This is a genomic window from Saccharothrix sp. S26 (assembly GCF_021390395.1).
In the GTDB taxonomy this organism is placed as follows: domain Bacteria; phylum Actinomycetota; class Actinomycetes; order Mycobacteriales; family Pseudonocardiaceae; genus Actinosynnema.
Genome location: NZ_JAJUWT010000003.1, coordinates 367990 through 380426 on the forward strand (window position 1 = coordinate 367990; position 12437 = coordinate 380426).

The 12437-nt window shown below is 72.1% G+C and carries 10 protein-coding genes; 3 read left to right on the forward strand and 7 right to left on the reverse strand.

Annotated features, from left to right (window positions below):
- Positions 1-237: 237 nt before the first annotated feature.
- From LZG04_RS06645 to LZG04_RS06670, 6 genes are all read right to left on the reverse strand, one after another.
- On the reverse strand, positions 238-1005 hold the full coding sequence (locus LZG04_RS06645) for a trypsin-like serine protease (protein ID WP_233814241.1): 768 nt from the start codon (positions 1003-1005) through the stop codon (positions 238-240).
- 126 nt (positions 1006-1131) lie between these two features.
- Positions 1132-2187 (reverse strand): class II fructose-bisphosphatase, encoded by a 1056-nt coding sequence (gene glpX, locus LZG04_RS06650; protein WP_233814244.1) that lies wholly within the window; start codon positions 2185-2187, stop codon positions 1132-1134.
- 55 nt (positions 2188-2242) lie between these two features.
- The gene (locus LZG04_RS06655) at positions 2243-2452 is read right to left on the reverse strand and encodes an exodeoxyribonuclease VII small subunit (RefSeq protein ID WP_106617365.1); all 210 of its coding nucleotides are present in this window, start codon (positions 2450-2452) and stop codon (positions 2243-2245) included.
- Positions 2449-2856, reverse strand: coding sequence for a sugar ABC transporter substrate-binding protein (locus tag LZG04_RS06660; RefSeq protein WP_233814246.1), 408 nt, complete (start codon positions 2854-2856; stop codon positions 2449-2451). Before LZG04_RS06660 ends, LZG04_RS06655 begins: the two co-directional genes overlap by 4 nt.
- Entirely contained in the window at positions 2837-4138 is a 1302-nt protein-coding gene (gene xseA / locus LZG04_RS06665; RefSeq protein WP_233814248.1) for an exodeoxyribonuclease VII large subunit, read from the reverse strand. The genes LZG04_RS06660 and xseA overlap by 20 nt, the downstream gene beginning before the upstream one ends.
- The gene (locus tag LZG04_RS06670; RefSeq protein WP_233814250.1) at positions 4135-4620 is read right to left on the reverse strand and encodes a lipid droplet-associated protein; all 486 of its coding nucleotides are present in this window, start codon (positions 4618-4620) and stop codon (positions 4135-4137) included. Before LZG04_RS06670 ends, xseA begins: the two co-directional genes overlap by 4 nt.
- A gap of 64 nt (positions 4621-4684) precedes the next feature.
- Between LZG04_RS06670 and LZG04_RS06675 the strand changes: the two genes are divergently transcribed.
- From LZG04_RS06675 to LZG04_RS06685, 3 genes are all read left to right on the forward strand, one after another.
- Positions 4685-5629, forward strand: a complete 945-nt coding sequence (locus tag LZG04_RS06675; RefSeq protein ID WP_233814252.1) for a 4-hydroxy-3-methylbut-2-enyl diphosphate reductase — start codon at positions 4685-4687, stop codon at positions 5627-5629.
- Between the two features lie 800 nt (positions 5630-6429).
- The gene (locus LZG04_RS06680; protein WP_233814254.1) at positions 6430-8313 is read left to right on the forward strand and encodes an ABC transporter ATP-binding protein; all 1884 of its coding nucleotides are present in this window, start codon (positions 6430-6432) and stop codon (positions 8311-8313) included.
- 260 nt (positions 8314-8573) lie between these two features.
- The gene (locus LZG04_RS06685) at positions 8574-11426 is read left to right on the forward strand and encodes a BTAD domain-containing putative transcriptional regulator (RefSeq protein WP_233814256.1); all 2853 of its coding nucleotides are present in this window, start codon (positions 8574-8576) and stop codon (positions 11424-11426) included.
- A 75-nt stretch (positions 11427-11501) separates the two neighbouring features.
- On the opposite strand, the gene LZG04_RS06690 is transcribed toward LZG04_RS06685, so the two are convergent.
- Positions 11502-12401 carry a carbohydrate-binding protein gene (locus tag LZG04_RS06690; RefSeq protein ID WP_233814258.1) on the reverse strand — a complete coding sequence of 300 codons (900 nt, stop codon included), beginning with the start codon at positions 12399-12401 and terminating at the stop codon, positions 11502-11504.
- Between the last annotated feature and the right edge of the window lie 36 nt (positions 12402-12437).

The window sequence follows — 12437 nt, forward strand, 5'->3', positions numbered from 1 at the left end:
GGACGACGGCGGGGTCGTCGCCGGGCCGGAAGCCTCGGACGTCCCGCACGCCGTCGCCAGGAAAGCGATTACCACCAGTGCTGCTCCGCGCATCGCGCGCCCCCCAAGAGATCGTGCTGACTCTGATCCAGGAGACGTGCGCCCGAAGCCCCTGGTTGCAGGCCCTTCGGTAACGAATAGGGAAGGGCCGCCCCACCCGGAGGAGGGACGGCCCTTCGAACGCGCGGACGAGCGGGACTACACCGCGCCCGCGTACTGCCCGATCCACGAGCGGAACGCCGGCACGTCCATGTAGATCGACGGGCCGGTGGCGCAGGTGGAGTTGTTGTTGCCCGCGCGGCTGGTGGCGCCGATCAGCTGCCACACACCGTTCACGGACTTGATCTGCGGGCCGCCCGAGTCGCCGTAGCACGCGCCCGAGTTGCCGTTCGGGTTGTTCGTGCAGATCTCGTACGCGCCGTAGATGCCCAGGCAGTTGCTGTCGGCCACGATCGACGTGTTCAGCTCCTGCAGGATCGTCGGCGCGCCGCACCCACCGCGCGGGGCGCACGTCTGGCCCCAGCCGATGATGCGGGTGGCCGTGCCGACCGCGCCCGACGTCGACGCCACCGCGATCGGCGTCTGGCTCACCGAGGTGGCCAGGCGCACCAGCGCGATGTCGTACGACGGGTGGGTGACCACCTGGGCGCCGGACGCGACCGTGCCGCCGCTGGTGCGGTTGGTCGTGCCGATGCGGGCCCTGATGGAGGACGCCGACCGGCCCTGCACGCAGTGCTTGGCCGTGACGACCCAGTTGGCCTTGATCAGCGAGCCGCCGCAGAAGTGGCTGCCCGTGGTGCTCTGCAGGGACACCATGAACGAGTAGGTCTGCGTGGCGTTGCCGCCGCCCACGATGAACGGGGTGACGCCGCCGTCGGTCGCCGGGGCCGCCGCCGCCCCGGCCGCCGAGGCGAGAGCCGCGCCGACCGCCACCGCGAAGGCGGTGAACAGGGTACGAACCTTCATCGCTTCCTCTCCGTCCCCGGCGCAGGGTGCTCGGGGACGGATCGGAAACTAGGGATGAACCTGGCGTGATCACCACAGCCGATCGGCCGGTAACGCTCGGTTCACAGTTGACAGCGGCCCGTAGGGCTACGGCAGCGGCGGGAGGGCGTCCTCGGCGCTCGGCGGGATGTCGAAGTCGACCGACGAGTACTCGCGCAGCTTGGTGAGCCGGTGGAAGCCGTCGATCATCCGCACCGTGCCCGACTTCGACCGCATCACGATCGACTGGGTCGTGCAGCCGCCCGCCCGGTAGTGCACCCCGCGCACCAGGTCACCGTCGGTGACCCCGGTCGCGCAGAAGAACACGTTGTCGCCGCGCACCAGGTCGTCGGTCAGCAGCACGCGGTCCAGGTCGTGGCCCGCGTCCAGCGCCTTCTGCCGCTCCTCGTCGTCCTTGGGCCACAGCTTGGCCTGGATCGAGCCGCCCATGCACTTCAGCGCCGCCGCCGCGATGATTCCCTCCGGCGTGCCGCCGATGCCGGCCAGCAGGTCGATGCCGGTGTTCGGCCGGGCCGCCGAGATCGCGCCCGCCACGTCGCCGTCGGAGATGAAGTGGATCCGCGCGCCCGCCGACCGCACCTCGCGCACCAGCGACTCGTGCCGCGGCCGGTCCAAAATGCACACCGTCACGTCCGAGACGTCGCTGTGCTTGGCCTTGGCCACCCGGCGGATGTTCTCCCCGATCGGCGCGGTGATGTCCAGGACGTCCGCCGCCTCCGGCCCGGTGGCGAGCTTCTCCATGTAGAACACGGCCGACGGGTCGAACATCGCGCCCCGCTCGGCCACCGCGAGCACCGCCAACGCGTTCGGCATGCCCTTGGCCATCAACGTGGTCCCGTCGATCGGGTCGACCGCCACGTCGCACTCGGGGCCGTTGCCGTCACCGACCTCCTCGCCGTTGAACAGCATGGGCGCCTCGTCCTTCTCGCCCTCGCCGATCACCACCACGCCGCGCATCGACACCGTGCCGATCAGCTTGCGCATGGCGTCCACCGCCGCGCCGTCGCCGCCGTTCTTGTCACCGCGACCCACCCAGCGCCCGGCGGCCATGGCGGCCGCCTCGGTCACCCGGACGAGCTCCAGCGCGAGGTTCCGGTCGGGCGCCTCTCGCCGACGCTCGGACTGGCTGCTGCCTGTGACCATGAGGGTTCCTCCCGCGACTGCGATTACCGGCCGGTAGACCAATCCTCGCACGTCGTCACGCCTCGGCCACGTCCTCCTCGGTCACACTGAGTGCTTGATCGATCCGCTCCCGGGCGCCCGCGAGCTGCCGCTCGCAGGTCTTCGCCAGGGCCTCGCCGCGTTCCCACAGCGCCAGCGACTCCTCCAGCGACAGCCCGCCCGCCTCCAGCTTGCGGACCACCTCCACCAACTCGTCCCTGGCCTGCTCGTAGCCCGGCTCGCTCACGTGGACAACTTCCCCAATCGGTTCTGGACGTGCACCACGACGGTCGCGACCGCCTGGTCGTAGCCGATGAACGCCTCGGCGAACTCCGCGCCGTCGCCCTCGCGCACCGCGTCGTCGATGCGGTGCTCGGCGTCGGCGACGCGCCTGCGGTGCACCGAGCCGTGGCCCAGCCACCACCGCATCCCGGCGTAGCTGGAGGTCGCCTCGGACAGGTCGTGCAACCGCTTGATCAACGTCTGCCTGCCCGACGTGCAGCCGGCCACCAGGGACAGCCAGCAGTCCGCGGCGGCGCGGTCGGCCGACTCGGCGCGGTCGCGCACCGCGACGGCGCCCGCGTCGTCGGCGTCACCCGCGGCGGACACCGTCAAGGGCAGGAACGTGGGCTCACGTGCCGGGTTCGGCACCACCGCCTCCTTCTTGGGGCTCGTTGCCGTCTCCGTCGGCGGTGACGACAGCGTGCACCGCGCCGTCGGCCACGCGCACCCTCAACCGGGTGCCCGCGGGAGCTTGGGACGTCGACCGGAGCACCCCGTCGACCCCGTCGGGGGTGACGAGCTGGACCACCGCGTACCCCCGCGCCAGCGTGGCGGCAGGCCCGAGGGTCGTCAAGCGCGCCGTGGTCGCGGTCAGGCCCGCGGTCTCCGAATCGAGCCGGTTGCGCACCGCCCGCCGGGCGCGTTCCCGCAGCCGGTCCACGTCCTCGGCACGCCGGTCCAGCGGGCCGTACGGGTCGGAAAGCGCAGGTCGGGTGCGCAACGCGGCCAGCAGCTTGCGCTCGCGGTCCACCCAGCCGTGCAGCGCGCGGCGGCTGCGGTCACGCAACTGGCGGATCCGCTCGCCCTCCTCCGCGACGTCCGGCACGACCCGCTTGCCCGCGTCGGTCGGCGTGGAGCAGCGCACGTCCGCCACGTGGTCGACCAGCGGGGTGTCCGGCTCGTGCCCGATCGCGGACAGCACCGGCGTGCGGCACTGCGCCACCGCCCGGCACAGCGCCTCGTCGGAGAACGGCAGCAGGTCCTCCACGCTGCCGCCACCGCGGGCGAGCACGATGACGTCCACTTCGGAGTCGCGGTCCAGAGTCGACAGTGCGGTGAGGATCTGCGGCACCGCCAACGCCCCCTGCACCGCCACGTTGACCACCCGGAACCGCGCACCCGGCCAGCGGGCGTGCGCGTTGGTCAGCACGTCGCGCTCGGCGGCGGACGCGCGGCCGGTGATGAGGCCGATCTTGTTCGGCAGGAACGGCGGCTTGCGCTTGCGCCGCGGGTCGAACAGGCCCTCGGCGTTGAGCAGCTTGCGCAGCCGTTCGATGCGGGCCAGCAGCTCACCGATGCCGACCTGCCGGATCTCGTCCACGCGCAGGCTCAACGTGCCGCGGTTGGGGAAGAAGTTGGGCTTGCCGTGCACCACGACCCGACTGCCCTCGGTCAGCTGCAACTCGCGCACCATGCCCACGGGCGCGGTCAGCTGCATCGACATGTCCACCGACGGGTCGCGCAGCGTCAGGAACGCCGTCGCCGTGCCCGGACGCGCGCTGAGCTGGGTGACCTGGCCCTCCACCCACACGTCGCCGAGCCGGTTGATCCAGTCGAAGATCTTGCGCGCGACCGTCCGCACCGGCCACGGGTTCTCCGGGCTGGACCGTTCGACCTGGGACCGCTCGGTGCTCGTCTCCCCGGCGTTCACTGCTGCTTGAGGTTCGCGATGCGGCGGGTGAGCATGCCGGTGAACTCGGGCCGGGCCGCGTGCGTGCGCTCGTGCGCCAGCAGCTCTTCCAGGTCTTCCGCGGTGAGGGTGCGCAGACGTGCCCTGAGCTGCGCCAACGACAGCTCGTCGTAGTTGGGCAGCACGGCGGGGGGCTCGGCGGCCAGCGCCTGCTCCTCCTCCGCCCACGGGTCGTCCGCGACGGGCACGCGCACCTCGGGCACGTCCTCGTCGAACGTCGCCCACTCGGGCTCCTGCTCCGCGGGGCGCAGCACGGACAGCACGTCGTCACCCTTGATTGCGAGTTCCGTCACCCGCTGCTGGACCCGCATGGACAGCTGCAACGCCTCACTGACCACGGTGACCGGGAGACCCGCGAGCTGCCGCGGGAGCTTCCGGGCCTGCTCGACGGCGGTGACCGCCAGTCCCGCGGCCAGGCGGACGGTCAGGGGCAGTGGCTTCATGCCCTACAGCCTGCCGCAGTCGGCCGTCGGATGCCTACATCCGGCACGCCGTACCCTGGAGGCCATGGACAAGCGAGTGCTCCTGGCCAAGCCGCGTGGCTACTGCGCCGGCGTGGACCGTGCCGTCGTGACCGTCGAGAAGGCGCTGGAGCAGTACGGCGCGCCGGTCTACGTGCGCAAGGAGATCGTCCACAACAAGCACGTCGTGGAGACGCTGTCCGCGCGCGGCGCGATCTTCGTCGACGAGACCGACCAGGTGCCCGAGGGGGCGCTCGTGGTGTTCTCGGCGCACGGCGTGTCGCCGGCCGTGCACCAGGAGGCGGCCGACCGGGGCCTGCGCACGATCGACGCCACCTGCCCCTTGGTGACCAAGGTCCACAACGAGGCCAAGCGGTTCGCCCGTGAGGACTACGACATCCTGCTCATCGGCCACGAAGGACACGAGGAGGTCGAGGGCACCTACGGCGAGGCGCCGTCGCACATCCAGCTCGTGGACACCGCCGAGGACGTGGACAAGGTCGTGGTGCGCGATCCGTCCAAGGTGGTGTGGCTCTCGCAGACCACGCTGTCGGTGGACGAGACCATGGTGCGGGTGCGCCAGCTCCAGGACCGGTTCCCGGACCTCCAGGAGCCGCCGTCGGACGACATCTGCTACGCCACGTCCAACCGGCAGACCGCCGTGAAGACGATGGCGCCGGAGTGCGACCTGGTGCTGGTCGTCGGGTCGAAGAACTCGTCCAACTCGGTGCGGCTCGTCGAGGTGGCGTTGCAGGCGGGGGCCAAGGCGGCGTACCTGATCGACTACGCGCGCGAGGTCGACCCGGCGTGGCTGGAGGGCGTGACGACGGTCGGCGTGACGTCGGGTGCGTCGGTGCCGGACATCCTGGTGATGGAGCTGCTGGAGTACCTGGCGACGCAGGGGTACGGCGACGTCGAGGAGATCACCACGGCGAACGAGAAGATCGCCTTCGCGTTGCCGCGCGAGCTGCGCAAGGACATGGTCCGGTAGGGCGGGTCGGGGCTGGGGCCTGAAAGATCCAAAGATCAAAAGCGTCCTCGCCGGACGGGCAGATCAGCAGGATGACCCCAACTACCCCTGGATGCTGCGGTTGCGTCGTGGGTCGGGTTTCGTGTCATCCCACCGACCTCCCTCCGGGCTACCACACGCGTCAAGGGGGCGACATCGGTCAACGCCGTAGCCCGCAGTGGACTACGCCCCCTTGACACGTGCGGTAGGGCAAAGCCAGGTCGGCGGGATGACACGAAGCCCTCCCTGTATTTAGGGAAGGGCATCGCGGCCTCACCGCGCCGGACGGGACCGGACCCCCAGGCCCGTCGGCGACCCCCGATCCCCTCCACTGGACGTCTTTTGCCTCAAAAGTAGGGCTTCGTGTCATCCCGCCGACCTGGCGCAGCCCTACCACACGTGTCAAGGGGGGCGCGGGTTCACCGATGCCCACGGCCTTCACTGCGGGCCGCGCCCCCCTTGATACGTGTGGTAGCCCTTGTGGAGGTCGGTGGGATGGCACGAAACCCGGACCACCCACCCAACCGCAGCATCCAGGGGCGGTTGGGGTCATCCTGCTGATCTGCCCGTCCGGCGAGGACAGCTTGTGATCTGTTGCTCTCTTCGACCGGCCTCTCGCCCCACCCCGCCCCGACCGGGTGAGCTACGCAGGCGTCCTCGCCCAGGGGACCCCTGCTTTCATTCTGCCGGCGAGGTCTGACAATTCTGGGTTCCCGAAGCACTGAGCTGCGCTGATCGCGAACGCGGTCGCCGGCGAGGTGAAGTTCGCGTTTGCTGGGATGATGAGCAGTGTGCTGATCGGGGTGGAGAACGTCGCCACCCCCAAGTGGGCCCGTCGTCGTGGTGAGACGTCGGTGAGCTTGGGCAAGGCCATCAAGAGCCTGCCGTCGGCGGTGGCGATGGTGGTTCGGCTCGCTTGGCGCACCTCGCCCCGGTTGACCCTGTTGGCCGGCGTCGTGCACGTGTTGGCCGGCTGCGTCACGGCGTTCGGGCTGCTCGCCACGGCGGACGTGTTCTCCGCGCTCCTCCGCGACGGCCCCACGCCGCAGCGGGTGGTCGAGGCGTTGCCCGCGTTGGCCGTGGTGGTGGGATCGTTCGTGGTCCGCGCGCTGCTCGACACGGCGGTCGCGGCGGTGGAGAGTTCGTTGCGGCCCCGCGTCACGCGGGAGGCGAACGACGAGGTGACGGCGGTCCTGGTGCGGGCCGAGCTGCTCGCGTTCGAGGACGCCGACTTCCGCGAGCTGGCCCGTCAGGGCGGACGGCGCGGTGTCCGCTCGTTGGAGAGCAGCCTGCGGTACCTGGCCGACCTGGTGTCGGGCGGGATCTCGCTGGTGGCGGCGGTCGTCACGGTCGGGCTGCTGAACCCGTGGCTCGGGCCCGCGCTGCTGCTGGCGGCGTTCGCGAACGCGTGGGCGTCGGCGCGGGCGTCGAAGCTGCGCTACGAGCACTTCCTCGATTCGGTGACCCGCAACACCCGCAAGGGCGTGGTGGAGGAGGTCGCCACCGACCGCGACTTCGCGCTGGAACGGCACGCGCTGACGTTGCAGGAACGACTGCTGGCCGAGCACCGGCGCATCGCGGAGAGCCTGATGGCCGACGAGATCCGGATGGCGCACCGCACGAACGTGGTCCGGCTGACCGGGCGCGCGTTGGCCGGCGTCGGCACGGCGATCGCCTACGTCGTGCTCGGCGTCCTGCTGCACACCGGCGGCATGGAGCTGGCGTTGGCGGGCACGGCGGTGCTCGCCATGCGGACCGGCTTCTCGTCGCTGGCGTCGACCACCCGTGCGGTGAACTCGCTGTACGAGGACTCGTTCTACATCGACTTCTACCGCAAGCTGCTGGTCGAGGGTGAGGAACGGGCGCAGCGCAGCTCACCGGTCAAGGCGCCGGCCGACCCGGAGCGGATCACGCTGGACGGCGTCACCTTCACCTACCCGGGCGCGGCGAAACCGGCGCTGCGGGACGTGAGCCTGACCGTGCAGCGGGGTGAGGTCGTGGCGCTGGTGGGGGAGAACGGGTCGGGCAAGACGACCCTCGGCAAGGTGCTGACGGGCCTGTACCCGGCCTCGTCGGGCACGGTCCGGTGGGACGACGTGGACCTGGCCGAGGCCGACCCGCACTCGGTGCACTCCTCGATCGCGGTGATCGCGCAGGACCCGGCGCAGTGGCCGATGACCGCGCGGCACAACGTGACGGTCGGCCGGCTGGAGCGCGAGGACGACGAGGCGTGGCAGGAGGCGGTGGTGAAGTCCGGCGCGGACGAGGTGCTGGCCACCCTGCCCGCAGGGCCGGACACCGTGCTGTCCCGGCAGTTCAACGACGGGCAGGACCTGTCGGGTGGGCAGTGGCAGCGGATGGGCATCGCGCGCGGCATGTACCGGGACGCGGCGGTGCTGGTGGCCGACGAGCCGACGGCCGCGCTGGACGCCAAGGCCGAGGCGCGCGTGTTCGAGGGCCTGCGCGAGGCGACGGCGCGGCGCACCACGATCCTGGTCACGCACCGGCTGGCGAACATCCGCAACGCCGACCGGATCGTCGTGCTCGACCAGGGCCGGATCGTCGAGCAGGGCACGCACGAGCAGCTGATGGCGTCGCGGGGGCACTACTTCGAGCTGTTCGAGCTGCAAGCCGGCGCGTACCGGGGCGGCCTGCTCGCGTCCTAGCGGCGACGGACCACGACCGGGCTCCGGTGGAGTGTGCCGCCCGGCATGCCGGAACCCGGCCGTGGGGCCTGGCGGCGTCACGGCTGTGACCCACCCCCAATGAAGGCCACAGTCGATCGCCGCACGACCAGCCTGGGGCACGCCGGTACACCGCCGGTACACCGGAGGTCCACTTCCAGGGGTCCCGGCGGCACGGCGACTGCGCTAGGTTCGGGGCCGCCTCGGCCGTGGGGACGGCCGCGACGCGGGGAGTGTGCCGAGTGCTGTTCCGGGTCCTGGGCGCGGTCGACGTCGTGCGGTCCGACGGTGCGCGGGTGACGGTCCAGGCCGGCAAGCCGCGGGTGCTGCTGGCCGCGCTGCTGTTGCACGCCGGCGAGTGGGTGAGCGTGCGGCGGCTGGTCGAGGCGTTGTGGCCGGAGGGCGCGCCGCGGTCGGCGGAGAAGAACACCAAGACCTACGTGTGGAAGCTGCGCCGGTTGGTCGGCGACGACCGGATCGACGGCGGCCGGGGCGGCTACCGGGTGCGGGTGGCCGACGACGAGCTGGACGCGCACCGGTTCGAGGACCTGGTCCGCGAGGGATGCGGGCACGCGGGCGCGGGCAGGCACCGGCAGGCCGCGGCGGCGTTCGCCGGGGCGTTGGAGCTGTGGCGCGGCGACCCGTTCGGCGACCTGACCGGGCCCGAGGTCGACGCGGTGCGGGCCGGCCTGGTCGAACGCCGGCTGACCGCGCAGGAGGGGCACGCGGCGGCGCTGTCGGCCCTCGGCTCGCACGAGGAGTCGGCGGCCGCGCTGAAGGCGCTGGTGGCGCGGCACCCGTTCCGGGAACGGGCGCGGGGCGCGCTGATGACCGCGCTGTACCGGGCGGGCCGGCAGGCCGAGGCGCTGGACGTCTACGACGAGGGCCGCGTGCTGCTGGACCGGGAGCTGGGCGTGCGGCCGGGTGAGGAGCTGCGCCGGCTGCACCTGGACATCCTCAACCAGGACGCGAACCTGGCCGCGGCGCCGTCCGGGTGGGTGAGCCCGGCGCAGGTCCCGGCCGCGGTGGTCGGCTTCACCGGGCGTGCCGAGCACCTGGGGCGGCTCGACCGCCTGCTGTCGCGCGCGGACGACCGGCAGCCGCCGCCGATCGCCGTCATCACCGGCACGGGCGGTGTGGGCAAGACGGCGTTGGCGGTGTACTGGGCGCACCGCGTGCGCGACCGGTTCCCGGACGGGCAGCTCTACGTCAACCTGCGCGGCTACGACCCGGACCTGCCGGTCGGACCGGGTGACGCGTTGTCCGGCTTCCTGCGCGCGCTCGGCGTCGACTCGCGCGACATCCCGCCGGACGTGGACGAGCGGTCCGCGGCCTTCCGGTCCCTCCTGGCGGGCAGGCGGGTGCTCGTGCTGCTGGACAACGCCCGCACGGCCGCCCAGGTCCGGCCGCTGTTACCCGGCGCACCGGGCTGCCTGGCGCTGGTGACCAGCCGCGACTCGCTGCGCGGGCTGATCGCCAAGGACGGCGCGACCCGGCTGGGCCTGGACCTGCTGCCCGCCGACGAGGCGCACGAGCTGCTGCGCGCGTTGATCGGTGACCGGGCGGCGGCCGAACCGGGCGCGGTGGACGCGCTGGTGGAGCTGTGCGCGCGGCTGCCGCTGGCGCTGCGCCTGGCCGCGGAGCTGGCCACCGGCAGGCCCTCGGCGTCGCTGGCCGACCTCGGCCGCGAGCTGGTGCGGGAGCAGGATCGGCTGGACCGGCTCGACGACGACGCCGACCCCCACGCGGCGCTGCGGTCGGCGTTCTCGTGGTCCTACCGGCACCTCGGTCCCGCGGTGGCGCGGGTGTTCCGGCTGTTGGGCGCGCACCCGTGCGGTGACCTGGGCATCGCCGCGATCGCCGCCCTGACCGGCTCGGACGTGGCCGCGGCCCGGCGGCACGTCGACGTGCTGGTCCAGTCGCACCTGGTGGAGCGCACGGCCGACGGCCGGTTCCAGATGCACGACCTGCTGCGCACCTACGCCCGAGGCCTCGCCGCCGAGGTCGACGGTGACGTCGAGCGCGACCGGGCGCTCCACGCCCTCGCGGACCACTACGTGCGGGAGGCGGAGGTCGCGATGGGCCTGTTCGACCCGGTCGGGCGTCGGCCGGCGCTCCCGTCGACCGGCCGGACCACCCGGGACGAGGCGATGGCGTGGCTGGAGGCGGAGCGGGCGAACCTGCTGGCGGTCGTCGAGCACGCGGCCGCGCACGGCGACGCGGGCCACGCCGAGGCGCTGTCCGGCACGCTGTGGAGCTACTTCCACGTGCGCGGCTACCACGACGAGTCCCTCGCCTTGCACACCCACGCCCTGGTGGCGGGCCGCAGGCGGTCGGACCGGGTCGCCGAGGGCGTCGCGCTCACCGGGTTCGGCGTCGCCTGCGAGCGGCTGGGCCGGTACGAGGAGGCGTTGCGCCACCACGAGCAGGCCGTCGCGGTCGGGCGGGAGACCGGTGACGTGAGCTTCACCGGCCGGGCGTTGAAGAACCTGGGCGTCGTGCTGCGCCGCCTGGGCCGGTTCGAGGAGTCGGAGCGGACCTTCGAGGAGTCGTTGTCCATCGCCAGGGCCATCGGGAACCGCCGCGGTGAGGCGGGCGTGCTGTGCAGCCTGGCGTTGCTGCACGAGGCGTGGGGGCGGCCCGAGGAGGCCTTGCGGCACATGGAGCGGGCCATGGCGGCGGTGCCGGACGTCGACAACGACCACGCGCTGGTGAACCACCTCCGGGCGAACCTGGGGCTGGTCCACCTCAGGCTCGGCCGGCCCGAGGTGGCGGAGGAGCACCTCGGCGAGGCCCTGGCGGGCGCGCGGGCGACCGGCAACCGCGACCTGGAGTGCGAGGTGCTCGACACCTTGGGCGAGCTGGCGACCGCGTGCGGCGACCCGCGGAGCGCCGTCGACCACCACCACGAGGCGTTGGCGTTGACCCGCCGCACGGGTGACCGGCACGAGGAGGCGCGTGCCCACACCGGTCTCGCCCGCGCCTACGAAGCGTGGGGCAGGCCGGAGGACGCCCACCGGCACCGGCTGCTGGCGACGCGCCGGGCTCCGGGGCTCCAGGCCGTCACGGAAGGGTGCCGGCAAGCCATCGGGTGAATCGGACGAACGCCGGCTCCTTTTCCCGACGCGCGGGAAAGGGAGCCGGTGTTCATCGGAGTTGATTAACAGAGGTCAGAACCACGCTTTGTGGTAGACGTGGTTGTCGGTGCCCTCGACGAAGACGTCGATCCGGCCCGGTCCCCACGAGACGGCCGCCGGGTTGTGCAGGAACACCCCGCCGAGGTTTCGCCAATCCGACCAGGAACCGTTCCACCACTTGTGCCAGAGCTGGTTGTCGGTGCCCTTGGCGAACACGTCCAGCCGCCCGGCCGACCACGACGACACGGCCGGTCCCGCGGTGATGACGCCGCCGAGGTCCTCCCACCCGGACCACGAGCCGTTCCACCACTTGTGCCACAGGTGGTTGTTCAGGCCCTCGACGAAGACGTCGATGCGGCCCGGTCCCCACGAGACGGCGGCCGGGTTGTCGATGAACGTGCCGCCGAGGCTCTCCCAGCCCGACCACGAGCCGTTCCACCACTTGTGCCACAACGCGCCGTCGGTGCCCCTGGCGAACACGTCCAGCCGCCCGGCCGACCACGACGACACGGCCGGACCTGCGGTGATGACGCCGCCGAGGTCTTCCCACCCGGACCAGGACGAGCCGTTCCACCACTTGTGCACGAGGTGGTTGTTCGTGCCGCGGCCGAACAGGTCGATGCGGTTGGGGCCCCACGACACGGCGGCCGGGTTGTCGATGATGTTGCCGCCGAGGCTTTCCCAGCCCGACCACGACGACCCGTCCCACCACCGGTGCCACACGGCCGAGTCGGTGCCGCGCGCGAACACGTCGAGCCGGTTCTCCGACCACGACGACACGGCCGGTCCCGCGGTCACCACACCGCCGAGGTCGCCCCAGCCCGACCATTGTCTGTTCTCCGCCTCGTCCGGTTCGGCGGCGGCCACGGACGTGCCCGCGGAGAACAGCGCCAGGAATGCGACGATCAACAATTTCGTGAGCGAATTCTTCATCGGAAGTCCCCTTCAAGTCCGATGGTCACACCGCGA